General features: G+C 71.8%; 24 protein-coding genes. 18 read left to right on the top strand and 6 right to left on the bottom strand.

Annotation, left to right across the window (positions count from 1 at the left end):
* Positions 1–3 precede the first annotated feature (3 nt).
* The 7 genes from E4F25_RS07805 (at position 4) to E4F25_RS07775 (ending at position 5928) form a co-directional block, all read left to right on the top strand.
* The gene (locus E4F25_RS07805) at positions 4–1929 is read left to right on the top strand and encodes a phospholipase D family protein (RefSeq protein WP_140910383.1); all 1926 of its coding nucleotides are present in this window, start codon (positions 4–6) and stop codon (positions 1927–1929) included.
* A gap of 190 nt (positions 1930–2119) precedes the next feature.
* Positions 2120–2311 (top strand): hypothetical protein, encoded by a 192-nt coding sequence (locus tag E4F25_RS07800; RefSeq protein WP_140909595.1) that lies wholly within the window; start codon positions 2120–2122, stop codon positions 2309–2311.
* A gap of 85 nt (positions 2312–2396) precedes the next feature.
* Positions 2397–2819, top strand: a complete 423-nt coding sequence (locus tag E4F25_RS07795) for a hotdog fold thioesterase (protein ID WP_140909594.1) — start codon at positions 2397–2399, stop codon at positions 2817–2819.
* Between the two features lie 53 nt (positions 2820–2872).
* On the top strand, positions 2873–3487 hold the full coding sequence (locus E4F25_RS11615; protein ID WP_140909593.1) for a YkvA family protein: 615 nt from the start codon (positions 2873–2875) through the stop codon (positions 3485–3487).
* On the top strand, positions 3447–4274 hold the full coding sequence (locus E4F25_RS07785; protein WP_140909592.1) for a lysophospholipid acyltransferase family protein: 828 nt from the start codon (positions 3447–3449) through the stop codon (positions 4272–4274). The genes E4F25_RS11615 and E4F25_RS07785 overlap by 41 nt, the downstream gene beginning before the upstream one ends.
* 7 nt (positions 4275–4281) lie before the next feature.
* Positions 4282–5301: a YheT family hydrolase gene (locus E4F25_RS07780; RefSeq protein ID WP_181168286.1), complete on the top strand. Its 1020-nt coding sequence runs from the start codon at positions 4282–4284 to the stop codon at positions 5299–5301.
* Positions 5302–5313: 12 nt separating this feature from the next.
* The gene (locus tag E4F25_RS07775) at positions 5314–5928 is read left to right on the top strand and encodes a YbhB/YbcL family Raf kinase inhibitor-like protein (RefSeq protein WP_140909590.1); all 615 of its coding nucleotides are present in this window, start codon (positions 5314–5316) and stop codon (positions 5926–5928) included.
* Between the two features lie 32 nt (positions 5929–5960).
* Here the strand turns inward: E4F25_RS07775 and E4F25_RS07770 are convergent, their stop codons facing one another.
* Positions 5961–6779: an undecaprenyl-diphosphate phosphatase gene (locus E4F25_RS07770; protein WP_140909589.1), complete on the bottom strand. Its 819-nt coding sequence runs from the start codon at positions 6777–6779 to the stop codon at positions 5961–5963.
* A 205-nt stretch (positions 6780–6984) separates the two neighbouring features.
* On the opposite strand from E4F25_RS07770, the gene glnA reads away from it, so the two are divergent.
* Complete coding sequence (glnA, locus tag E4F25_RS07765) at positions 6985–8397, top strand: type I glutamate--ammonia ligase (RefSeq protein ID WP_140909588.1); 1413 nt, start codon at positions 6985–6987, stop codon at positions 8395–8397.
* Positions 8398–8416: 19 nt separating this feature from the next.
* On the opposite strand, the gene E4F25_RS07760 is transcribed toward glnA, so the two are convergent.
* Positions 8417–10342: a S9 family peptidase gene (locus E4F25_RS07760; RefSeq protein ID WP_140909587.1), complete on the bottom strand. Its 1926-nt coding sequence runs from the start codon at positions 10340–10342 to the stop codon at positions 8417–8419.
* 83 nt (positions 10343–10425) lie between these two features.
* On the opposite strand from E4F25_RS07760, the gene E4F25_RS07755 reads away from it, so the two are divergent.
* The 5 genes from E4F25_RS07755 to E4F25_RS07735 all read left to right on the top strand — a co-directional run bounded on the left by E4F25_RS07755 (position 10426) and on the right by E4F25_RS07735 (position 15724).
* Positions 10426–11175, top strand: a complete 750-nt coding sequence (locus tag E4F25_RS07755; RefSeq protein WP_140909586.1) for an N-acetylmuramoyl-L-alanine amidase — start codon at positions 10426–10428, stop codon at positions 11173–11175.
* A gap of 35 nt (positions 11176–11210) precedes the next feature.
* Complete coding sequence (locus tag E4F25_RS07750; RefSeq protein ID WP_140909585.1) at positions 11211–12491, top strand: hypothetical protein; 1281 nt, start codon at positions 11211–11213, stop codon at positions 12489–12491.
* A gap of 75 nt (positions 12492–12566) precedes the next feature.
* Complete coding sequence (locus E4F25_RS07745; protein ID WP_140909584.1) at positions 12567–13616, top strand: two-component system sensor histidine kinase NtrB; 1050 nt, start codon at positions 12567–12569, stop codon at positions 13614–13616.
* Positions 13609–15042 (top strand): nitrogen regulation protein NR(I), encoded by a 1434-nt coding sequence (gene ntrC / locus E4F25_RS07740; RefSeq protein WP_140909583.1) that lies wholly within the window; start codon positions 13609–13611, stop codon positions 15040–15042. The genes E4F25_RS07745 and ntrC overlap by 8 nt, the downstream gene beginning before the upstream one ends.
* Positions 15043–15151: 109 nt before the next feature.
* Complete coding sequence (locus E4F25_RS07735) at positions 15152–15724, top strand: superoxide dismutase family protein (protein WP_140909582.1); 573 nt, start codon at positions 15152–15154, stop codon at positions 15722–15724.
* A 71-nt stretch (positions 15725–15795) separates the two neighbouring features.
* Here the strand turns inward: E4F25_RS07735 and E4F25_RS07730 are convergent, their stop codons facing one another.
* On the bottom strand, positions 15796–16713 hold the full coding sequence (locus E4F25_RS07730; RefSeq protein ID WP_246069821.1) for a hypothetical protein: 918 nt from the start codon (positions 16711–16713) through the stop codon (positions 15796–15798).
* Between the two features lie 65 nt (positions 16714–16778).
* Between E4F25_RS07730 and E4F25_RS07725 the strand changes: the two genes are divergently transcribed.
* Positions 16779–18056, top strand: a complete 1278-nt coding sequence (locus E4F25_RS07725; RefSeq protein WP_140909581.1) for an acetyl-CoA C-acetyltransferase — start codon at positions 16779–16781, stop codon at positions 18054–18056.
* 81 nt (positions 18057–18137) lie between these two features.
* Here the strand turns inward: E4F25_RS07725 and E4F25_RS07720 are convergent, their stop codons facing one another.
* The 3 genes from E4F25_RS07720 to E4F25_RS07710 form a co-directional block, all read right to left on the bottom strand.
* Entirely contained in the window at positions 18138–19385 is a 1248-nt protein-coding gene (locus E4F25_RS07720) for a heme biosynthesis protein HemY (RefSeq protein WP_140909580.1), read from the bottom strand.
* A gap of 97 nt (positions 19386–19482) precedes the next feature.
* Positions 19483–20451 carry a coiled-coil domain-containing protein gene (locus tag E4F25_RS07715; protein ID WP_140909579.1) on the bottom strand — a complete coding sequence of 323 codons (969 nt, stop codon included), beginning with the start codon at positions 20449–20451 and terminating at the stop codon, positions 19483–19485.
* Between the two features lie 34 nt (positions 20452–20485).
* A complete protein-coding gene (locus E4F25_RS07710; RefSeq protein WP_140909578.1) occupies positions 20486–21244 on the bottom strand; it encodes a uroporphyrinogen-III synthase in 759 nt (252 codons plus the stop codon).
* Positions 21245–21289: 45 nt separating this feature from the next.
* Between E4F25_RS07710 and E4F25_RS07705 the strand changes: the two genes are divergently transcribed.
* The 4 genes from E4F25_RS07705 to E4F25_RS07690 all read left to right on the top strand — a co-directional run bounded on the left by E4F25_RS07705 (position 21290) and on the right by E4F25_RS07690 (position 23841).
* Positions 21290–21733: a hypothetical protein gene (locus E4F25_RS07705; RefSeq protein WP_140909577.1), complete on the top strand. Its 444-nt coding sequence runs from the start codon at positions 21290–21292 to the stop codon at positions 21731–21733.
* A gap of 44 nt (positions 21734–21777) precedes the next feature.
* Positions 21778–22215, top strand: coding sequence for a rhodanese-like domain-containing protein (locus tag E4F25_RS07700; RefSeq protein ID WP_140909576.1), 438 nt, complete (start codon positions 21778–21780; stop codon positions 22213–22215).
* Between the two features lie 64 nt (positions 22216–22279).
* Complete coding sequence (gene secB, locus E4F25_RS07695; protein ID WP_140909575.1) at positions 22280–22831, top strand: protein-export chaperone SecB; 552 nt, start codon at positions 22280–22282, stop codon at positions 22829–22831.
* A 5-nt stretch (positions 22832–22836) separates the two neighbouring features.
* Positions 22837–23841, top strand: coding sequence for an NAD(P)H-dependent glycerol-3-phosphate dehydrogenase (locus E4F25_RS07690; RefSeq protein ID WP_407062811.1), 1005 nt, complete (start codon positions 22837–22839; stop codon positions 23839–23841).
* The last annotated feature ends 1 nt before the right edge of the window (position 23842 follow it).

Below are 23842 nucleotides of genomic sequence, written 5' to 3'. Positions count from 1 at the left end.
GGCATGACCCTGGCCGCGCGCGCGCTGCTGGTGCTGGCGCTGCTGGCGGGGACCGCCTGCGCCACGCTGTCGCCGGAGGAACGCGCGCGCAGCGCGGCGCTGGTCGAAGCCGCGCGCAGCACCGAGCTGGACTGCGACCGCCCGGACGCCTGCGCGCGTCCGTCGGCGCTGCACCAGCTCGCCGCGCGCGCCTTCGTCGAGAGCGCGCCGGGGGCGCCGCGCCACTACGCGCTGCTGCTCGACAGCGGCCAGGACGCGATGGTCGCGCGCCTGGACCTGATCCGCAGCGCGACCACAGCGATCGACCTGCAGACCTACATCTTCGACGAGGACGATGCCGGCCAGCTGTTCCTCGACGAACTGCTGCGGGCTGCCCGCCGCGGCGTGCGCGTGCGCGTGCTGGTGGACCAGCTCTCGGCGCTCAAGCGGGTGGACACGCTGGCCGGGCTGGCCGGTGCGCACGCCAACTTCTCGATCCGCATCTACAACCCGGTGCTCGACCGCGCGCGCCTGAGCTACCCGATGTACGTGCTGGCGGCAGCCTGCTGCTGGAACCGCCTCAACCGCCGCATGCACAGCAAGCTGCTGCTGGTGGACGGCGCGATCGGGATCACCGGCGGGCGCAACTACCAGGACGACTATTACGACTGGGATCCCGAGTACAACTTCCGCGACCGCGACATCCTGGTGGCCGGGCCGGTGGCGCGCGAGATGGGCGCCAACTTCGAGGCCTTCTGGCAGGACCCGCGCAGCGTGCCGCCCTCGCAGCTGGTGGACGTGGGCGGGCAGCTGCTCGAAAAGGGCGTGCCGCCGCCGCCGAAGCCGGAGTTCGCGCTGCCGCAGCGGGTGATGCAGGTGCGCAGCGAAGCCGGCGACCCGGCGCGCATCGAGGCCCTGGCGCAGGCCGCGCTGCCGGTGGCCGGCGTCGGCTACATCGCCGACCTGCCGGAGAAGCACGACGGCGGGCAGGCCGGGCACGGCGAGGCCACCACGGTGCTGCGCGGGCTGATCGAGTCGGCCGAGGACGTGGTCCTGCTGCAGACGCCGTACCTGGTGCTGTCCGGGCCGGCGCAGGACATGTTCCGCACCCTGCACCGGCGCGAGGACGCGCCGCGCGTGGTCGTGTCCACCAACTCGCTCGCCGCGACCGATTCGTTCATCACCTACGCGCTCTCGCACAAGTACAAGCGCCGCTACCTGCGCGACTTCGGCTTCGAGATCCACGAGTTCAAGCCGTTCCCGGCGAGCGCGCCGATCGACCTCTCGGCGACCGGCGCGACGCTGCCGCCGGTGCCGACTGCCGAGGAAGTGGAGCGGGTGCGGCAGGAGCTGGTCGAAGCGCGGCGCATGCGCGGTGCACGCGCCGAGCGCTACCGGCGCCCGCTGCAGGCCGAGTACGCGGCGCTGCGCTATGCGCGCCGGAGCGCCAACGAGCGCGTGCCGCTGGAACGCGCCGGCGTGCGCGTCGGCCTGCATGCCAAGTCGTTGGTGGTGGACGGGCGCGTCGGCGTGGTCGGCACCCACAACTTCGACCCGCGCGGCGACCACTACAACACCGAGAGCGCGGTGGTGATCGAGGACCCGGCGTTCGCGCGAGCGCTCGCGGCCAGCATCCGCCGCGACATCGCCCCGGAGAACGCGTGGACGATCGCGCGCCGGCCCGATCCGCCGCTGTTCTCCGGCCTGGAGTACACGCTGGCCAAGCTCTCGGAGCGGATGCCGATCTTCGACCTGTGGCCGGTACGCTACGCGACCAGCTACGAGTTCGAGCCCGGCCCGGACTGCCCGCGGCCCTTGTCGCCGTTCGACCCCGGCTTCCAGGACTGCTACCGCCCGGTTGGTGACTTCCCCGAGGTGGCGCTGGGCTTCCGCCCGCTGATGACCCGCATCGTCATCGCCTTCGGCGCCGGCCTCGCCCCCATCCTGTAGGAGCGGCGCCACCACCCCTGTAGGAGCGGCGCTTGCGCCGCGACAACAGGAGCCGCCCAGGCGGCCCTTTTCCCTGAACCTCCGGCAACAGCCCCCGCACGGGTGACCTCCGGCACATGGACGCCTTGGGATGGTGTTATAGGCTACCAGCACACCAATTCACCAAGACGGTCCCCGGAGGACCATTGCCATGAAGACCCGCAGTTCGAACCTCCCCTCCAGCGAGCCCCGCTCCATCGGCAGCGAGGCCGTGCGCCCCGGCCGCCGCGCGGTGTACCGCGAGCGGGCCTTCGGTGTCGGCTACGGCAACTCCAGCGGCTACGCCAGCCCGCGGCGCTACGCCAGCGGCTGGACCGGCCTCGAGCGCTTCCGCTGCGGCTGAAACCCCTCCCCGGCCCCGCGCCGGCGCGACGGCCCTCCCCCACGTCGCGCCGGCCGCGGTGCCCCCGCCCGGCTATGCTGTCCCGATGTCGCTTTTCCGCCGCCGCGCCACCGTCGAACAACTCAACGCCCTGTCCGAGGGCACCGCGATGCGCCCGCTCGGGATCGTCTTCACCGAGGTCGGCGACGACTTCGTGCGCGGCACCATGCCGGTGGACGAACGCACTCGCCAGCCGTACGGGCTGTTGCACGGCGGCGCCTCGGTGCTGCTCGCCGAGACCCTGGGCAGCACCGCCGGCGGCATGTGCGTGGACGAAGGCCAGGGCGTGGTCGGCATCGAGATCAACGCCAACCACCTGGCCGGGGTGCGCGAGGGCACGGTCACCGGCACCGCGCGGCCGCTGCACGTGGGCCGCAGCACCCAGGTCTGGGAGATCCGCATCGAGGACGACCACGGCCGGCTCGCCTGCGTGTCCAGGCTGACGCTGGCGGTGGTCGCGCGCCGCTGAACATTTGCTAGGCTTGTCGTCTCCGCCACGACTACCGCACACGGACGCCCGCCATGTCGATCTCGCTCAACTTCGAACTCAACGACCGCGACCTTGAACACTTCCGGTCGGCCATGGCATCGGCGGCGAAGGCGGCCGAGGGCAAGCCGGACGCCGAGATCGTGGACTGCGCAGCCAAGCTGCTGACCGAGGCGCAGGGCCGCGAACTGCCGGACTTCATCATGCAGCGGCTGCTGCGGGTGGACGACATGATCGCGATGGTCCGCGACGAAGCCTGGGCGCTGGACGGCGACGACCGCCAGCGCGTGCTCGCGGCGCTGGCCTACTTCTGCGACCCGGACGACGTCATTCCCGACCACGCCCCGGTGCTTGGCTACCTCGACGACGCGATCATGATCGAGCTGTCGGTGCGCGAGCTGCAGCACGAGCTCGACGCCTACGACGAGTTCTGCGAGTTCCGCGAGGGCCAGGCCGAGATCCGCGGCCTCGAGGCCGACAAGGTCGGCCGCACCGAGTGGCTCGCCGCGCGCCGCGACGAACTGGTCGAGCGCATGCACCGCCGCCGCGAGCGCACCATGGGCGCCGGCTACGGCTCCAGCAGCGGTTACGCCGGCGGACGCCGGAGCTATGCGCGGTCCTGGCGGCCGGGCATGTTCCGGTTCACCTGATACGACACCTGAGGCATCGGTGCCGGCCCCGGGCCGGCGAGCGGAGGCCTGGCCCGTGCGCTGGTTGCGCTACCTCTATCGCGTGCCGCTGCTTGTGTGGCACCTGGTCATCGACCTGCCCATCGCACTGCTGTGGATGCTCGGCGGCGAGCGCACCAAGCAGCGCGCGGTGCGCTGGTGGTCGGCCTGGCTGATGCGCATCTTCGGCTTCCGCCTGCGCCGGCGCGGGCTGCCGCTGGAGGGCGCGGTGATGTTCGTCGCCAACCACGTGAGCTGGGTGGACATCGTGATCCTGCACAGCCAGAAGATGATGGGCTTCGTGGCCAAGAAGGAGATCGAGGGGTGGCCGCTGGTCGGCTGGATGGCCGCCCGCGCGGAGACGATCTTCCACACCCGCGGCAACAGCGAGTCGCTGGGCGGGGTGATGCACGAGATGCTGGCGCGCCTGCACGGCGGACGCGCGGTGGCGGTGTTCCCCGAGGGACGCACGCGCCCCGGCGACGAGGTCGGCCCGTTCCACGCGCGCATCTTCACTCCCGCGGTCGAGGCGGGCGTGCCGGTGCAGCCGGTGGCGTTGCGCTACGGCGAGCGCGGCAACGCGCAGTCGCTGGTCGCGTTCCGCGGCAACGAGGGCTTCCTCGGCAACTTCCTGCGCCTGCTCGGCGAACCGCCGCGGCTGGCCGAGGCCTGGTTCCTGGACCCGATCGCGCCGGGCAGCGAACAGGGGCGCAGGCGGCTGGCGGAACTGGCGCGCGAGCGGATCGTGGCGGCGATGGAGGCCGCCTGACATTCCACTGCACGCCGCCGACTACCGCCCGCCGTGGTGGCTGCGCAACGGCCACCTGCAGACCATGCTCGGCTCGAGCCCGTGGCGGCGCAAGCGCGGCGCGCAGGCCCTGGCCGCGACCGGCGCGACCACCGAGGAGTTCCTGGTGGACGGCGGCCCCGGCGTCCGCCTGCAGGGCTTCCTGAGCACCATTCCCGGGGTCGAGCCACGTGGCCTGGCACTGCTGCTGCACGGCTGGGAAGGCAGCGCCGAATCGAGCTACATGCGGCAGACCGCGGCGCAGTTCCTGCTGCGCGGCTTCGCCACCTTCCGCCTGAACTTCCGCGACCACGGCGACAGCCACCACCTCAACCAGGCGCTGTTCCACTCCAACCGCATCGACGAGGTGGTGCTGGCGGCGCGCGACATCGCGCGACGCTTCTGGCCGCAGGCCTCGCCAGGCCGGCCGCTGGTGGCGGCCGGACATTCGCTGGGCGGCAACTTCGCGTTGCGGCTGGCGCTGCGCGCGCCGGCGGCGGGCGTGCCGCTGGCCGGCGTCGCCGCGGTGTGCCCGGTGATCGACCCGAAGGAGACCATGGCGCAGATGGAGCGGGGCTGGCGCGTGTACCTGCGCTACTTCGAGCACAAGTGGCGGCAATCGCTGCTGCGCAAGCGCGCGCTGTTCCCGGCCGTGCACGACTTCGACGACCGCACCCTGCGCCTGGGCATGCGTGAGCTGACCGAATGGCTGGTGGTCCGGCACACCGACTTCGGCACCCTCGACGACTATTTCGACGGCTACTCGATCGCCGGCGACCGCCTGGCCTCGCTGCAGGTGCCCGCACGCATCCTGATGGCGGTCGACGACCCGGTGATCCCGGTGGCCGAGTTCCACGCGCTGCAATTGCCCGACAGCGCGGTGCTCGAGATCGCGGAGCAGGGCGGCCACTGCGGCTTCCTGCTGGGCGCGAACATGGACGGCTTCTCCGAAGCCTGGGTGGCCGAGAATCTCACCTGCCTGCCCCTACAATCGGAAGCCGGTTCCTGACGGAGGCTTCCCATGCGCCTGCACAGCGACAGCTTCGAAAACCGCGGCCCGATCCCGCCCGAGTTCGCGCTCGGCGCGCCCGGCGGCTTCGGCGGCAACCGCAACCCGCACCTGGCGTGGGTGGACCCGCCGCCGGGCACGCGCTCGTTCGCGCTGCTGTGCATCGACAGCGATGCCCCGACCGACGCGTCCATGGCCGGCCGCGACGACGTCGAGATCCCGGTGGAGCAGCCGCGCACCGACTTCGTGCACTGGGCGATGGTGGACATTCCCGCGGACGTGCGCGAGATCGCCGCCGGCAGCTGCAGCGACGGCGTGAGCAAGGGCGGCAAGCGCGCGCCGCACGGCCCCGACGGCAGCCGCCAGGGCCTCAACGACTACACCGGCTGGTTCGCCGGCGACACCGGCGGCATGAAGGGCGACTACTACGGCTACGACGGCCCCTACCCGCCGCCGAACGACCTGCGCACCCACCGCTACTTCTTCCGCCTGTTCGCGCTCGGCACCGACCGCCTCCCGCTCGAAGCCGGTTTCACCGCCGCCGACGTCTTCCGCGCCATGCACGGCCACGTCCTCGCCGAAACCGCCATCCACGGCACCTACTCCCTCCACCCCTCCAACCTGTAGGAGCGGCGCTGGCGCCGCGACCGCCGCCGCCCCTACACGAAGGCGAGCAACGCAGCCCCAAGAACGAACCGGTACACCGCGAACCAGGTGAACCGGTGCGACTGGATATACCGCAGCAGCCACTTCACCGACACGAACGCCGTGATCGCCGAAGCCACGAACGCCACCGCCAGCGCGCTCCAGTCCTCCCCGTGGATGCCCGACTCCACCACCAGCTCGGCGAACTCGTAGCCGCTGGCCGCGAACATCGTCGGGATCCCGACCAGGAACGCGAACTCGGTGGCGGCCGCGCGGTTGGTGACCCCGAACAGCAGCGCCACGAAGATCGTCGCCGCCGAACGCGAGGTGCCCGGGAACACGCCGGCCACCACCTGCGCCACGCCGACCAGCACCGCGACCGTCCAGGTGATGGTGCTGCGCTCGCCCAGCGCCTCCGCGCGCCTCGCGGCGAAGTGCTCGGCCAGCAGCATCCACGCGCCGCCGAGCACCAACGCCCACGCAATCGGCGCCACCGCGTTGTCGAGTTCCCAGCCCAGCGCCTTGACCACGATGCCGAGCACCGAGGTCACGGCGAACGCCAGCAGCAGCTTCCACGCGTAGTCGCGCGGGGCCTGCCCGAACACGGCGGATTCGCCGGGGCGCAGGAAGCTCATCGCCAGCCCGGTGAGGCGCTCCCGGTAGATCAGCACCACCGCCAGGATCGCGCCGGCCTGGATGGTGATGTTGAAGAGGTCGCTGCGGTGCCCCAGCCAGCGCTCCGCGACCAGCAGGTGGCCGGTGCTGGAGATGGGCAGGAACTCGGTGACGCCTTCGATGATGCCGAGGAGGAGGGCGGCGAGGAGATTGTCCAAAGGCGGCAACGGCGGCAGGGGCGGGCCTGTAGGGTAGCGTGAATCCGTGGCTGCGCTGCTTTGGTGCATACGTGCTCGGCGCGCACCAGAATGGTGCAGACACGAGGCCGGCCGGACCCGGAAACCGCGCCATTCCGCCACCCCGTCCTTGGCACGCCGCTTGCGTACCAGCACGCATTCCTTCCTGCCGCCTCCGGAGCCGCCCATGTCCAGCTACGAAAACGTCGAGAAACTCATCCGTGACCACAAGGTCGAGTGGATCGACCTGCGCTTCGCCGACATGCGCGGCGTGCAGCACCACGTGACCTTCCCCAAGTCGATCGTGGACGAGGCGCTGTTCGAGGACGGCAAGATGTTCGACGGCTCCTCGATCACCGGCTGGCGCGGCATCCATCAGTCCGACATGGTGCTGCTGCCCGATCCCGAGACCGCGTTCCTGGATCCGTTCACCGCCGACCCGACCCTGGTGATCGGCTGCGACATCCTCGACCCGACCACCATGCAGGCCTACACCCGCGACCCGCGCGGCGTGGCCAAGCGCGCCGAGGCCTACCTCAAGTCCAGCGGCATCGCCGATTCGGCCTTCTTCGGCCCCGAGCCGGAGTTCTTCATCTTCGACTCGGTGCGCTACGGCAACGAGATGGGCCACACCTTCTTCCACGTGGATTCGGAGGAGGCGGCGTGGAACTCCTCGCGCGAGTACGCGCGCGGCAACAGCGGCTACCGCCCGGGCGTGAAGGGCGGCTACTTCCCGGTGGCGCCGCTGGATTCGCTGCACGACCTGCGCTCGGAGATGTGCAAGACCCTCGAGCAGGTCGGGATCGAGGTCGAGGTGCACCACCACGAGGTGGCGAACGCCGGCCAGTGCGAGATCGGCACCCGCTTCAACACCCTGGTGCGCAAGGCCGACGAACTGCTGACGATGAAGTACATCGTCAAGAACGTCGCCTTCCGCCACGGCAAGACCGCCACCTTCATGCCCAAGCCGATCGTCGGCGACAACGGCAGCGGCATGCACGTGCACCAGTCGCTGGCCAAGGGCGGGCAGAACCTGTTCTCCGGCGACGGCTACGGCGGCCTGTCGCAGACCGCGCTGTGGTACATCGGTGGCATCTTCAAGCACGCGCGCGCGATCAACGCGTTCGCCAACTCCACCACCAACTCGTACAAGCGCCTGGTGCCGGGCTTCGAGGCGCCGGTGATGCTGGCGTACTCGGCCTCCAATCGCTCGGCGAGCTGCCGCATCCCGTACGTGGCCAACCCCAAGGCGCGCCGCATCGAGATCCGCTTCCCCGACCCAATGCAGTCCGGCTACCTCATCTTCGCCGCGCTGATGATGGCCGGCCTCGACGGCATCCGGAACCAGATCGACCCGGGCGCGCCGTCGGACAAGGACCTGTACGACCTGCCGCCGGAAGAGGAGAAGAACATCCCGACCGTGTGCGCCTCGCTCGACCAGGCGCTCGATGCGCTCGACAAGGACCGCGAGTTCCTCAAGGCCGGCGGCGTGTTCACCGACGACCTGATCGACGCCTACATCGGGGTCAAGATGAAGGAGGTCACCGCGTTTCGCGCCGCGACGCACCCGCTCGAGTACCAGATGTACTACGCGGTCTGACCTGGCCGTCCGGGGGCCGTCAGTCGGTGGCCCCCGGCTTGCCGGCAAGGTGCGTGGCGAGGAACGCCAGCAGGCGGCGGTAGTAGTCGAGCCGGTCTTCGTCGCGAGCGATCGAATGGCCGGCGTTGCGGTACTCCACAAGTTCCGGGGACAGGCCGGCCTTGCGCATGCTCCTGGCGATCAGCCTTGCGTGCTTCACGTCCACGCGCGCATCGAGCTTGCCGTGCCCGAGCAGCACCGGCACTCCGATCTCCGAGACCCGCTGCGCGGGCGACAGCGACGCGAGTTCCTCCTTGTCGGTGCCCAGCACGCGCTCCAGGTAGCGCCTGCCCAGGTTGCTGCGCCGGATGCTCCCCCACTTGTACAGCTTGGAAAGATCGGTCGGTCCCGCGAAGCTCGCGGCGCAACGATAGACGCCCGGGGCCCGCACCGGGGCCATGAGCGCCGCATAGCCGCCATAGCTTGCGCCGGCGATGCATACCCGCGAGGGGTCGGCGACGCCGCTGTCGATGGCCCAGCGGGTCGCGTCGGTGACATCATCCTGCATCTTCCGCCCCCATTGCCGGACCCCCTGTTCGGTGAACGCGCGGCCACGACCGCCCGAACCCCGGAAGTTGACCCGGAGGACCGCGTAGCCGTTCTCGGCGAGCAGGCTGGCTTCGGGGTCGTAACCCCACGCATCGAAGACGCCGTAGGGCCCTCCGTGCGGGACCACCACCATCGGCAGGCGCTGGTCGCCGGCGTCCGCGGGCCGCGTGAGCAGGCCCTCGATCACGACGCCGTCGCGCGCGGTGAAGCGGAACTGGCTCGTCTCCGGCAGCTGCAGCGAATCCAGCCATGGCTTGCGCTGCGCGAGCAGCGATGCCTGCTTCGATGCCAGGTCGAACAGGTAGAACGATCCCGGATCGACATCGCTGGCGACCTCGACGACGGCGAGGGTGCCGTCGTTCGTCGCGCTGGTGACATTCACCAGCTTGCCCGGAAATGTATTGAGGATCTGGAGCAGGGCGGGGACGTCCGGGTGGTCCGGGTTCCAGATGACTGGCTGCGGCCGCGTGGCGCCGTAGTACGCGCCCAGCGGCACGATGCCGTTGAACGAGTAGATGGTGCGCAGCGGATCGGAGTTCGCATGGCGGTAGACCTCCGATCGGCTGCCGCTTGCGATGTCGAAGCGCTCGACGACGTCGGGGCCCTCCGGGCGCTCGGACACGATGAAGGCGCTGGCGCCGTCGAGGTCGATACCGAGCGGCCAGGCGTGCAGCCCCGAGGAGGCGCTGTCGTTGACCAGCGACCACGGTTCTTCGCCATCCCGGTGGACCCAGAGCTTGCTCTGGTCCTCGTCGTCGAAGGCGAGCGCGAAACGGATGTTGCCGCGCTGGTCGGGCCACAAGGTCGCGTCCGCGTTGGGGGCGGTGACGATGGGATCGCCGAGCCGTTTGAGGTGGCCGATCTCCGCGCGATGGACGCGAACGACGCAGCCCTTGTCCCAGTGGCAGCTGCTGACGAGCAGGTGGTCGGGCTCGCCGTCGATGGTGGCGACGAAGTTGGCGGGAAGCCGGTACTTGGAGCTTCCGTCCCGGTGGACGATGTAGAGGCCTGGCGCGGTCAGTGGCAGGTTGTAGATCGCATTGGTCCGGGCGGCCGCGATGAGTACGCGATCGCTGTCCAGCCACTCGAGCTTCCCGACTTCGCCGCGCTTGCCCGGATTGATCGTGGACAGTGCCTGGAGCGTATTCGCGTCGCGAATACTGACGATCGTTCCTTCCTCGGTACGTTCCGCGACGGCCAGGTGCCTGCCGTCGGGGGAGATTTCCATGTCTTCGACGGCGTCGCGACGGAGGAATCCCTCCCAGTCGGCCGGAGGACCGGCAAATGCCGGAGGCAGCGACAGGAGCGCGAGCCCCAGCCCCAGCAGCGCTGCACTGGCAACGGTGTTCTTCCGCATCGACCTTGCTCCCCGGATCAAGCGGATGATGCGTCGCGCGTCCGGGGCTTGCAATCGCAGGTCCCCGCCGTTGCAATGCCGACATGAACTTCAAGCCGCTCATCGCCCTCGCCGCCACCCTCCTGCTCGCCGCCTGCGCCAGCGCGCCACAGCAGCGCAGCCCGCTCGCCGAGTGGGTGCCGTCGCCGAACTTCGAGCCGCGGCGCCCGGTGATCATCGTGCTGCACGCCACCGAAGAGCAGTCGGCGGAGCAGAGCCTGGTCACGCTGCGCACCGCCAACAGCGGCGGCCCGGTGAGCTCGCACTACCTGGTCGGCGACGACGGCCGCATCTACCAGCTCGTCGACGACCTCGACCGCGCGTGGCACGCCGGGCCCGGGCGCTGGGGCACGATCACCGACCTCAACAACGCCTCGATCGGCATCGAGATCGACAACGACGGCAGCGAGCCGTTCACCGACGCGCAGATCGACGCGCTGATCCGCCTGCTCGGCGACCTGACCGAGCGCCTGCGCATCCCGCCGACCCAGGTGATCGCGCATGCCGACCTCGCGCCGATGCGCAAGCGCGACCCGGGCGCGCACTTCCCGTGGAAGCGCCTGCACGACGCCGGCTTCGGCATCTGGCCCGAGGCGCCGCTGGCCGATCCGCCGGAAGGCTTCGACCCGTGGCTGGCGCTGCGCCTGGTCGGCTACCCGCTGGAACTCGATCCCAGCCCCGGCCATCCCGCCATCGTCCGCGCCTTCCACCGCCGCTTCCGCGGCATCGAGACCGACGTGCTGGACGAGGAGGACCTGCGGATCCTGCACGCGCTGACGACGCAGTCCCCGTAGCACCGCACATGCGCCCTGCTGGAACCCGGAACGCAATGCTGCGGACATTGCTGGGATTCTGCTGCCTCGCGCTCATCGGATGCGCGCATCAGTCGTCCATCGCGAACCGCGATGGGCACGATGACGTTGTGGGAATCGACGAGAGCCTGGCCGGACTGCTTGAATCCCTTGCAGCCGGGAACGAAGACTTCGGCGCGAATCCGGTCATCGGGCGGCTGGAAGGATTCGTCGGTGTCCGGCAGCGGCTCCGGACGTCAGACGGGTTCGTGCTCAAGAACCCGCAGTTCCATTACCGCAAGAAGACCGGGAAGGCACACCAGTTCAACTTCTACGTGGAAGAGGCGCCTTGCTTCTCCTGGCGGCGCGCGATCGAGTTGTCCGGGGCAACGCCCTCGAGGCCCAGCAGCCATCCAGCACCCAGGCAGGCGTCGGCAAGGCACAACGACCAAGGCTTCAGCCTGGTCAGCCACGATCCGTACGGGCGCTGCCTCGCGGCAGTCATCATCAAGGATCTCTTCATACCCGCTGTTCCCGTGTCACTGGGCGCAGTGCTCTCCTCGGCGAGCTCGCCCGGGGAGGAAGTGGTCGGAGAACACCCGATCGCCGTGCTAGTCGACGCCGCGCAACCGGATGGGCAGTTCCGCACAGAGGATGGCTACCTTCTGACGACGCCGAGGATCGGTTGGTCTGCCGGCGACCGGCTCCGCGGGATCGCCATGGCGGTGTTCACACGGCCCTGCTTTTCGTTCGAGCAGGCCGTGAGGCTTGTCGGCGCGACCTCCTTCGACAGTGCCGGCGAAAAGCGACACGGTTCCGTGGCCGTGGCGCGTTCGCGGGGAGTCGAGGTGACGATCAAGAGTCGCCCGAGGTCGCCTGGATGCCTGTCTGGACTGCTTGTCGAGTATCCGCCCGGCCAACCGGCGGCCGAGCCAGCGTCGCGGGATGCGGTGACGCTGGAACATGTATTGAGTTCGACGGCCGACCCCGATGGCGTCCTTCCGGATCAACCGCCGTTCTCCTCGCTGTTGACCACGGAACGTAGTTCGGCGTGGACCACCCAGGATGGCTACGTGGTCGAAGGACCGGTGGTCTATCGAACGAATGGGCGGCTCTGGCAAATCTCCCTGTCCGTAAGGGAATCGCCTTGTTTTTCGTGGGACCGGGCGGTGCGTCTCACCGGTACCACGCAGGCGAAAAGAGTCGGCCCCCACGCGTTGAGCTATTACGCCTCTGCGGAACGCAGCGACGTACGCACGTCGATCACCAGCCACACTCCTTTCAGGAAGTGCCTGAAGGACATCATGGTGAGTTATTGAGTCGGGCAGGGCCTCGCTGCTTGCCAGCCTGACCTAGCGCTGCAGCGCGTGGCGCGTTTGCCCCATACTGGTGCAATGGACCCTGCGGGCCAGCTCGATGCCTTGACCACGCCGGTCGCCTGGACCGGCGCCGACGGCTGTCTGGCTGGCGCCAACACGGCCTTCGCGCGCTGGCTGGGGGTCGGCGTCCGGCGCCTGCCCGGCCTGCCGCTGGCGGCGCTGGAGGCCGATGGCGAACGGCTGGCCGGCTGGCTCGCGGAGGCGGGGGACGAGGCGGTCCGCCTGCGGCGCGTGCCCGTGGCCTTCCCCGGCGGCGCGGCCCCTGCCGCGTTCGCGGACTTGGCGCTGTCGCCGCGCGAGGGCGGTGGCTGGTGGCTGGAGGCGCACCCGGTGGACGAGTTCCCGGGCGAGGACCCGGCGCAGGCCCTGCCGCTGGCGCTGTCCGCGGCGCTCAAGGGCCTGGCGCACGAGCTGCGCAATCCGCTGGCGGGGTTGAAGGGCGCGGCGCAGTTGCTTGCGCGGCGCGCCGAGCGCCGGCTCGACAACGACGAGGAACGCGAACTGACCGCGTTGATAGGCGCCGAGGTCGATCGCCTGTCGGCGCTGCTCGACCGGCTGCTGTCGCCGGCGCCGCCGGAGCCGCACGCACCGCTCAACATCCATGCCGTGCTCGAGCGGGTGCTGCGCCTGTCGGAGAGCGACGCGGGCTGGGCGGTGCGCCTGCTGCGCGACTACGACCCGAGCCTGCCCGAGCTGGAGGGCGACGAGGACCGGCTGGTGCAGGCGGTCTGGAACCTGGTGCGCAACGCGATCGAGGCCGGCGCCGGCAACGTCACCCTGCGCACGCGCGCCGAGCATGGCGTGCGCATCGGCGAGGCCACGCATGCGCTGGCGCTGCGCCTGGAGATCGCGGACGACGGCCGCGGCGTGCCCGAGGAGCTGGCCGAGCAGGTGTTCCTGCCGCTGGTCAGCGGACGCGCCGAGGGCAGCGGGCTCGGTCTGGCGCTGGCGCAGCAGGTGGCGCGCGAGCACCGCGGTTCGCTGGCGTTCCGCTCGCGGCCGGGCCATACCGTGTTCACCCTGCTGCTGCCGCTGCCGGAGACGAAGGAGGACGCCAATGGCTGAGCCGGCGAAGGGCGGGGCGCGCGTGTGGGTGGTGGACGACGATCGCGCGGTGCGCTTCGTGCTGGCGACCGCGCTGCGCGAGGCCGGCCACGAGGTCACCGCGTTCGATTCCGCGCAAGCCGCGCTCGATGCACTGCGCCACAACGTGCCGGCGCTGATCTTCACCGACGTGCGCATGCCCGGTGGCGACGGCATCGAGCTGCTGCGCAAGCTCAAGGCGACCCATCCGGACCTGCCGGTGATCGTGATGTCCGCCTACACCGACGTCGCCAGCACCGCCGGCGCGTTCCGCGGCGGCGCCTGGGAATTCCTGTCCAAGCCGTTCGACATCGACCATGCGGTGGAACTGGCCGAGCGCGCGTTGCCGGCCGGCGGCGCGGCGCCGCGCCAGCCGGTGCGGGAGCCGGAGCCTGGGTCGGGCGGGCACGCGCTGCTCGGGAACTCGCCCGCGATGCGCGCGCTGTTCCGCAGCATCGGCCGGCTGGCGCAGGCGCCGCTGTCGGTGCTCGTCACCGGCGAGACCGGCACCGGCAAGGAACTGGTGGCGCGCGCGCTGCACCGCGAGTCGCCGCGCGCACACAAGCCCTTCGTCGCGCTCAACACCGCGGCGATCCCGGCCGAGCTGCTGGAATCGGAACTGTTCGGCCACGAGGCCGGCGCGTTCACCGGCGCCAACCGCCGCCACGTCGGGCGCTTCGAGCAGGCCGACGGCGGCACGCTGTTCCTCGACGAGATCGGCGACATGCCGCTGCCGCTGCAGGTGCGGCTCCTGCGCGTGCTCGCCGAGAACGAGTTCTTCCGCGTCGGCGGGCGCGAACTCATCCGCGTGGACGTGCGCGTGATCGCGGCCACCCACCAGCCGCTGCAGCGCCTGGTGGACGAGGGCCGTTTCCGCGCCGACCTGCTGCACCGGCTCGACGTGGTGCGGCTGGAGCTGCCGCCGCTGCGCGAACGGCGCGAGGACGTCCCGGTGCTGGCCGAGCGCTTCCTCGCCGACGCCGCGCGCAAGCTCGGGATCCCGCCCCGGTGGCTCGCCGCCGACGCCGCGCGCGCGCTGCAGGCACGCGAATGGCCGGGCAACGTGCGCGAGCTGGAGAACCTGTGCTGGCGGCTGGCCGCGCTCGCGCCCGACGACACCATCACCGCCGCCGACCTCGGCGAGCCACCGATGCGCGGCGGCACGGGTCGCCAAGCCGCGGGCGGCGCGCCCGCAGGCTGGGAGGATGCGCTCGCCGCCTGGGCGCGCGAGCGCCTCGACGCCGGTGCCGACGACCTCCACGCCGAGGCCCGCGAGCGCATGGAACAGGTGCTGTTCGAGGCGGCGCTGGAACACACCGGCGGCCACCGCGGCGAGGCCGCGGCGAAGCTGGGCCTCGGCCGCAACACCCTGACCCGCAAGCTCGGATCGCGCCGCAAGCGGCCCTGACCGTAGGAGCCGCCATGGCGGCGAGCTTTTCCCCGGTCGCGGCGCAAGCGCCGCTCCTACACCGGCGAGGGTGCACAATGGGCGGCGTTTCCCCACAAGGAGCAACGCCATGCGCATCGCCAGGACCGTCCCTTCCCTCGTCGCCGCCTGCGTGGTGGCCGGGCTCGCCGCCTGCACCACCACGCCCGCACCGGCGCCCGAACCGGCACCGCCGGTCGCGCAGGACCACAATGCCGTGGTGAACCTCGCGTCCGCCTCCGGCAGCCTGGTCAGCGGCAGGTTGCAGGTGATGACCATGGGCGCCAACGCCGTGCACATCGCCGGCGAGGTCGGCGGCCTGGCGCCGAACAGCGCGCACGGCTTCCACGTGCACGAGACCGGCGACTGCAGCGCGGCCGACGCGTCCAGCGCGGGCGGGCACTTCAACCCGGCGGGCACCCCGCACGGACGCATGGACCACGGCGCGCACCACGCCGGCGACATGGACAACATCGTCGCCGACGCCGAGGGCGTCGCGCGCGTGAACATGCACGTGCCCGGCCTGACCCTGGGTGGCGGCGGCGCGACCGACATCGCCGGGCGCGCGATCATCGTCCACGCCGATCCGGACGATTACGCCAGCCAGCCCTCCGGCAACGCCGGCGCGCGTTTGGCCTGCGGGATCATCACCATCGTCGACTGACGGAAGGCAGGGCTTGTGGGAGCGCGCCTTGCGCGCGATCGCGGCCAAGGGCCGCTCCCACAGTGTGAAGCCTACAGGTCCAGGGGTTCCCCGGCGCCGCAGTGGGCGAAGGTGACCGGCACGCCGTGCGCGCCGAGCACCGCGGCGAACTGGCGCTGGCGCGCCTGGAAGTGCGCGAAGCCGCGTTCCAGGCGCGCGTCGTCCTGGTCGGCCTCGGCGGCATAGCGTTCGCGCCAGGCCGCCGGCGAGAACAGCGCGATGCGCGCCTCGCCGTCGGCGAAGTGCGCCAGCGGCTCGGGCGGTGCGTCGAGCCACTCCTCGTGCGTCGGCGCCAGCAGCGCCGCCTCGAGTAGCGGCCACAACGGCGCCAGCCCGGCGTGCTCGTACTGCAGCGCGGTCATCGCCAGCAGGTCGGCGAGCGTGAGGTAGCGGGCGTGCTCGACCTGGAGGCCGAACAGTTCCTGGGCGAGCAGCGCGGTGTCGGCGCCGGCCATGCCGGTTTCGACCAGGTCGCGCTCGAACGCCTCCCCGACCGTATCGAGCACCGCGGCGTCGCCGAGCAGTACGAAAGGCAGCAGCCGCAGCGGGCCGCCGGCGAAATCGGGGGAAGGCGCCAGCACGCCGGGGAGCCTGCCCTCGTGGGCGCCGAAAGCGATGACCCGGCCGTTGTCGCCGGAGCCGCCGCGCGGTGCGCGCGCCGCGAGCTGGTCGAGCTCGTGGTGCAGCGGCCAGCCCGGGCGCAGCAGTTCCACCGGGTCGTAGTGCGCGCCCACCAGCACCAGCTCCAGCGCGGCCGCGGCCGGTTGCAGCTTGGCCAGGTCGCGGGCGACCAGCGCCGCGACGCGGCCGGCGTCGGCCTGCGCGATGGCGTCCCGCGCCACCGGGGCGCCCGGCGCCAGTTCCAGCGCGAGGGCGCCGAGCACCCGGTCGCCGGTGGCCGGCGCACTCGTGGCCGGGATGCTGGAACTGTGCGATCCGTGATTGGTCATCCACGTCGGCCGGGCTAGACTGCGATGCATTATGCCCGCGCCGGCGCGCGGGCCGCGAGGCAACGATGCTGCAAGGTCGACCCGTCGCCGTGCTAGGCGGCGTCCGCATTCCCTTCTGTCGCCGCAACACGGCCTATGCCGACGTCGGCAACCTCGGGATGTCGGTGCGCACGCTCGGCGCGCTGGTCGAGCGCTTCGGGCTGCAAGGGCGGCAGCTCGGCGAAGTCGCCATGGGCGCGGTGATCAAGCATTCCTCGGACTGGAACCTGGGCCGCGAGGCGACCCTCTCGTCCGGGCTGTCGCCGCTGACCCCCGGCATCACCATGCAGCGCGCCTGCGGCACCTCGCTGGACACGATCGTGGCGATCGGCAACAAGATCGCCACCGGGCAGATCGAGTCGGGCATCGGCGGCGGCAGCGACACCACCTCCGACGTGCCGATCGTGTACGGGCTCTCGTTCCGCCGCCGGCTGCTCGAGGCCTCGCGCGGCAAGACCTTCATGGATCGCGCGCGGGCGTTCAAGGGCTTCCATCCACGCGAACTGAAGCCCGAGTTCCCGGGCGTGGCCGAACCGCGCACCGGCAAGTCCATGGGCGACCACTGCGAGGCGATGGCGCGGCACTGGAAGATCCCGCGCGAGGCCCAGGACGCCTGGGCCGCGAGTTCGCACCACAAGCTCGCCGCCGCCTACGAGCGAGGCTTCTTCGACGGACTGGTGGTGCCGTTCCGCGGCGTGTCGCGCGACAACGTGCTGCGCCCGGACACCTCGATCGAGAAGCTGGCGACGTTGAAGCCGGCGTTCGACCGCAGCTCCGGCCACGGCACCCTGACCGCGGGCAACTCGACGCCGCTGACCGACGGCGCCTCCGCCTGCCTGCTGTCGAGCGACGAATGGGCCGCCGAGAACGGGCACGAGGTGCTGTGCCACATCCGCGACGCGCACGTCGCCGCGGTGGACTTCGTGCACGGCGAAGGACTGCTGATGGCGCCGACCATCGCGGTGCCGGAGATGCTGGCGCGCAACGGCCTGTCGCTGCAGGACTTCGACTTCTACGAGATCCACGAGGCGTTCGCGGCGCAGGTGCTGTGCACGCTGAAGGCCTGGGAGAGCGCGGACTACTGCCGCGAACGGCTCGGGCTGGACGCCCCGCTGGGCAGCATCGACCCGGCGAAGATCAACCCGAACGGTTCGTCGCTGGCCACCGGGCATCCGTTCGCCGCCACCGGGGCGCGCATCGTCGCCAGCGCCGCGAAGGAACTGAAGGCGCGCGGCGGCGGCCGCTGCCTGGTCTCCATCTGCACCGCCGGCGGCATGGGCGTCGTCGCCATCCTCGAGCGGTGATGTAGGAGCGGCGCTCGCGCCGCGACCTGGAAAAGGCTCGCCGCCATGGCGGCTCCTACTGTCGCGGCGCCAGCGCCGCTCCTACCGCAGGCGCGGGAAGCCGTGCTCGTTGCGCTCCTCGATCGCGGCGCTGTCGCCGATCTGCTGGCGCAGGTCGCGCCCGGGGAGTGCGACCGCCGGCTCCCCGCGGCTCGCGCGCAAGGCATTCGCATAGGCCTGGCGCGCGAGCGCCTCGTCGCCATGCTCGGCAAAGCCGTGGCCGAGTTCCTCCCAGGCCTCGCTGCCCGCGCCCTGCGCGATCGCACGGTGCAGGTAGTTCTCCGCCTGCGGCCACTGGCCTTCCGCGCGCGCCAGCCGCGCCAGCGTGAGCAGCAGCGCCGGGCTCGCGGGATGGGTCGGCAACCAGCGTTCGGCGGCCGCGCGCCGTTCCGCGATACGGCCCACCGCCAGGCTGCCGTAGCGTTCGGCGAGGCCTTCGTCCCAGCGCGCGTCCAGCGCCTGCTCCAGGGAACGCGTCGCCGCTTCCTCCCAGCGCAGCGCGGCCGCGCGTTCGGCGTAGGCGCCGACCACGCCTGGCTCGGTGCGCAGCGATTTCGGCATGGACTCCCAGCGTTCGGCGAGCACGTTGGCATCGGCGGCTTCGCGCAACGCGGCCTCGGCCCACTGCTCCTGCAGCTCGTCCAGGCGCGTGGCCGGCAATGCCTGCTGCTGGCGCAGGGTGCCGAGCAGCCCATAGGCCTGGGCGGCCTGGCCGTTGGCGGCGAGTGCTTGCGCGCGCAGCGCCAGGCCGCGCGGCGGCAGTGGCTGCGCCGCGGGTGCGTCCAGCGCGACCAGCGCGTCGGTCGGCCGGTGTTCCTCGAGCGCCAGTTCGGCCAGCGCGATCGCGCGCAGCGCGGCGTGGCGCTCGTCGATCGCGGCGAGCTGGGTGCGCGCCGCGGCATGGTCGCCGCGCGCGATCGCCGCGCGCGCCGCCGCCAGCCGGGCCCCTGCGGCGATTTCCTCTTCCGTGGAGGCCTCGGCCAGCAGCTTCTCGGCGCGCTCGTAGTGGCCGCGGTGGTAGGCGTCGAGGCCCTCGCCCAGGCGCGCGCGGGCGCGGCGGTCGCGGTGCGCGCGCAGGCTGCGGAACGGCAGGGTCAGCAGCTTCCACAGCAGCCACAGCGCGGCCAGCGCGACCACGCCGACCAGCACCACCGCCGCCACCGTGGTTTCGTAGTCGTAGCCGCGGAAGCGGACCAGCACGTAGCCCGGGTCGGCCAGCAGCAATTGCGCGACCAGCGCGCCAAGCAGCGCCAGCACGATCCAGAACAGCAGGTTTCGGAACAGGCTCATCGCACGTCCTCGGGCCTGGGGAAAGGGTCCATCCCACCCTATACAGGCACATGTCGGCGCCGTGTAGGGACCCCCAATAGTGCCTGAATGCGGTGGATCAGCGCGCTGCGCGGCCTGCGCGCAGCAGCGCCAGCGTGGTGCCGAGGGTCGGCAGCGACGGCGCCAGCGGCAGTCCCCGCAACGCCTTCAGTTCATCGCGTTGCCCCTCGCGCAGCGGCGACCCCGGCCACAGCCGTTGCAGCAGCGCGTCGGCGCGGGCGAGGGCGGCCTGCCATGCCGCGACGTCGCGGCGTTCGGCGGCGCTGCGCGCCAGGCTCAGTTCCAGTTGCAGCGCGGCGTGCCTCGCGGCGCGCTCGCCGGGCGCCACGCTGAGGTCGCGATCGGAGGGCTGCACCTGCACGATGCGCGAGAAGGCGCGCTCGTACCACGGCGCATCCGCGTCCGCGCCGGTATCGCGCCGCGCGTCCGGATCGGGCAGCGCGGCCGCGAAGCCATCGAGCCGGCGCAGCGCCAGCACTTTCGGATCCTCCTCCAGCGCGTCCAGTTCGGCGCGCTCCTGCTGCAGGGCCTGGCGCAGGTCCAGCAGCGCCGGATCGTCGATCGAGTCGAGCACGCCGGCGGCCATCGCATAGGCGCGCTTGGCGGCGGCCAGGTCGCCGGCCAGCAGCAAGCGGCCTTCGCCGAGCGAGAGCAGCAGCTCCACCTCGTCCAATCGCAAGGCCGCGCTGCCGCGCTGCAGCGGCTCGGCCAGCTTGTCCACGCTGTCCTCGAGCAACGCGGCGCGCTGGCCGATGCCGAGCACTTCGTCGCGCAACACGCGGTTGGTGGCGTCGGCCTGCGCGATGCGCTGCGCCTGCGCGCGGTGGTCGCTACGCAGACGGTCCACGCGCGCCTCGAGGTCGCGCCAGTGCGCGTCGTCGGCCAGCGCCGCCGCCGCGCGCTCGCGCTGCAGCCCCTGCCAGTGCTGCCAGCCCCACCAGCCAAGCAGCGCCAGCAACAGCAGCGCGAGCAACCAGGGGAACGCGTTGCCGCGGCGTGGCGTCGGGGAAGGGGTGGCGTCGGTCACGGCTGGCCTGCGCGGGCGGGTGCGGAAGGGCGGCTCATGCTAATGGATGCGCGGCCGCCGCCGCGGCGACCAGGTCCCGCGGGCGCGCGCTGGCGGCGACCACCGCGCGCCGGAATCCCGCCTCGCGGGCGATCGCCGCCAGCCGCTCGCTGGCCGCGGCCACGTCCGCACGCAGCAGCGCCGCGCGCGCATCCCCGGGCAGCGCGGCGAGCACGGTGGCGAGCGCCTCGCCGCTGCTCAGCGCCAGCCAGGCCGGGCCGCGCAGGCGCCGCAGCGCCGCGACCGCGCGCGGCGACGGCGCCACCGGCACCCGTGCGTACACGTCCGCGCGCAGCACGCGCGCCCCGCGCCGCACCAGTTCCGGCGCGAGCTCGCCGCGTCCGCCGGGCGCGGTCACCAGGCCGATGTCGAGGCCGTCGACCTCCGACAGTTGCCGCAGCCCGAGCAACCCTTCGGTGTCCATGCGCTCCGGCGCCAGCGCTTCCGCGCCCGTGCGGCGCAGGGCCTGGCGGGTTCCGCTGCCCACCGCCAGCCACTGCGCACCGGGCGGCACCCGCAAGGGCTGGAGGCGCGCCGCGTGCGCGACCGCCGCCGGGCTGGTGAACACGACCACTGGCGCGGCCAGCGCCCGCGACAGCGCCTCGGCGGTGCCGGGGGCGTCGCGGGGGGCGAGCCGCCACGGCGACAACGCCAGCAGGCGCGCGCCCTCGGCGGCGGCGGCACGGCGCAACGGCGCATGCCCGCCCACCGGCCGCAGCGACAGCACCGTGCACCCGGCCAGACGCGTTCCCATGCACGCAGGTTACGATGCGGCCGCACCCGCACGCGACCGAGGCCCATGACCAGGATCCCGACCACCGCCCCCGCCAGGCTGGCGCTGCCCTTGCTGGCGACGCTGCTGGCCGCGCTGTTTGCGCTGGCCGGTTGCGCCAGCACCCCCGACCGCGCCGACACCCTGCGCCAGGTGCAGTACGACTGGTCGGCGGCGATCCGCTGGGGCGACTTCGAGGGCGCGTGGACGCTGGTGGACCCGGCATACCGCGAGGCCCATCCCATGACCGCGCTCGAGTTCTCGCGCTACGAACAGGTCCGGATCTCCGGCTACCACGAGAGCGGCGCCATGGTCAGCGGCGACACCGCCAGCCGCCGCGTCGAGCTGGGCGTGGTCAACCGCAACACCCAGGTCCAGCGACAGGTCCAGTACGTGGAGCAGTGGCGCTACGACCCCGAGGCCGGGCGCTGGTGGGTGAGCAGCGGGCTGCCGGACCTGTGGCAGGACTGAGCCTTCTGCCACAATGGCCGGCCCAGTAGCACCGAGCCACCGCGTTGAGCCTGCCCGAACTGATCGAATTCCTCGGCCGCCACCCGATCCTGTCGCTGGCGCTGGCCGGCATCACCCTGGCGCTGGTGTTCACCGAGGTCGCGCGCCTGTTCCGCGGCTACAAGGCGGTGCAGCCGGCCGGGCTCACCGCGCTGGTCAACCGCGACAACGCCCTGGTGGTGGACCTGCGCCCGATCGGCGACTTCGAGAAGGGCCACATCCCGGGCTCGAAGAACGTGCAGATGAGCCAGTTCGACCCCGAAGCGAAGCAGCTGGCCGCGGCCAAGGCCCTGCCGGTGGTGCTGGTCTGCAAGGCCGGACAGACCTCCGGCGATGCCGCGAAGCGGCTGCACAAGGCCGGTTTCGAGCGCGTCTACGTGCTCGATGGCGGCATCGGCGGCTGGCAGCAGGCCGGCCTGCCGCTGGCCAAGGGGCGGGCCTGAAGCCCGTCCGCATGCGATAATTCCCCCTTTTCCGCGAGATGCGCTGACGCGCTGGAGCTAGATGATGTCCGAGCAAGACGCCAACAACGGCGCCGCCACCCCGGCTGCGGGGACCGACAACGCCGCCGCCAATGGTCCGGTGTTCACGGTCGAGAAGATCTACCTGAAGGACGTGTCCTTCGAGGCGCCGGGCGCGCCGCAGGTGTTCAACGAGCAGGGCCAGCCCCAGCTGCAGATGAACCTCAACCAGAAGGTGCAGCGCCTCGGCGACACCGCGTTCGAGGTCGCGCTGGGCGTGACCCTGACCTGCACCATCGGCGAGAAGACTGCCTACCTGGCTGAAGTGCAGCAGGCCGGCGTGTTCCAGCTCGCGGGCTTCAGCGACCAGCAGCTCGACGTGATGCTCGGCACCCACTGCCCGACCGTGCTGTACCCGTACGCGCGCCAGGTGATCGGCGACCTGATCCAGTCCGGCGGCTTCCCGCCGTTCCTGCTGCAGCCGCTGAACTTCGAGGCGCTGTACGCGGAAGGCCTGCGCCAGCGTGCGCAGCAGCAGGCGGGCCAGCAGCAGGGCGGCAACGACCTGGCCGACGCGGAAACCGCGGGCAACGCCTGATCGCGATGGCGCTTCGACGCGTCGCCGTCCTCGGGGCCGGCTCCTGGGGCACCGCGCTGGCGGCACTGATCGCGCGCCACGGGCACGACACCGTGCTCTGGGGCCGCGATGCGGCGACCATCGAGGCCGTCGACCGCCGGCACGAGAACCCGCGCTACCTGCCGGGCATCCCGTTGCCGGACCCGCTGCGGGCCACCACCGACCTCGGCGCCGCCCTCGGCGACGCCGACCTCGTGCTGGTGGTGGTGCCTTCGCACGCGTTCACCGACACCCTGCACGCGCTGGCGCCGTTGCGCCCGGCCGGGGCAGGCGTGGCCTGGGCGACCAAGGGCTTCGAACCCGGGTCCGGCCGCTTCCTGCACGAGGTCGCGGCGGAAACGCTGGGCCCCGGGGTGCCGCTCGCCGTGGTCACCGGCCCGTCGTTCGCGAAGGAAGTCGCGCAGGGCCTGCCGACCGCGGTGACGGTGCAGGGCGAGGACGCGGACTTCGTGCAGCAGGTCGCCGACGTGCTGCACGGCCCCGAATTCCGCGCCTACACCGGCGACGACATGCGCGGCGCCGAACTCGGCGGCGCGATGAAGAACGTGCTCGCGGTGGCCACCGGCGCCGCCGACGGCATGCAGCTCGGGCTCAACGCGCGTACCGGCCTCATCACCCGCGGCCTCAACGAGATGCTGCGCCTCAACGCGGCAATCGGCGGGCGCGCCGAAACCCTGATGGGCCTGGCGGGCCTCGGCGACCTGGTGCTGACCTGCACCGGCGACCTGTCGCGCAACCGCCGGCTGGGCCTGGCCCTGGGCCGCGGGCAGTCGCTGCAGGACGCGGTGCGCGAGATCGGCCAGGTGGTCGAGTCGGTGCAGACCGCCGACGAGGTCATGCGCCTGGCCGAGCGCCACGGCCTGGAGCTCCCGATCGCCGAGGCGGTGCGTGACGTACTGCACGGCGACATCACCCCGCGCGACGCGCTGCAGCGCCTGCTGGCGCGCGAACAGAAGCCCGAGTGGTCGTAGC

Source organism: Cognatiluteimonas lumbrici, assembly GCF_006476065.1.
GTDB lineage: Bacteria > Pseudomonadota > Gammaproteobacteria > Xanthomonadales > Xanthomonadaceae > Cognatiluteimonas > Cognatiluteimonas lumbrici.
The sequence above is the reverse complement of the archived record's forward strand: the minus strand, read 5'-3'. Positions and strand labels throughout refer to the sequence as shown.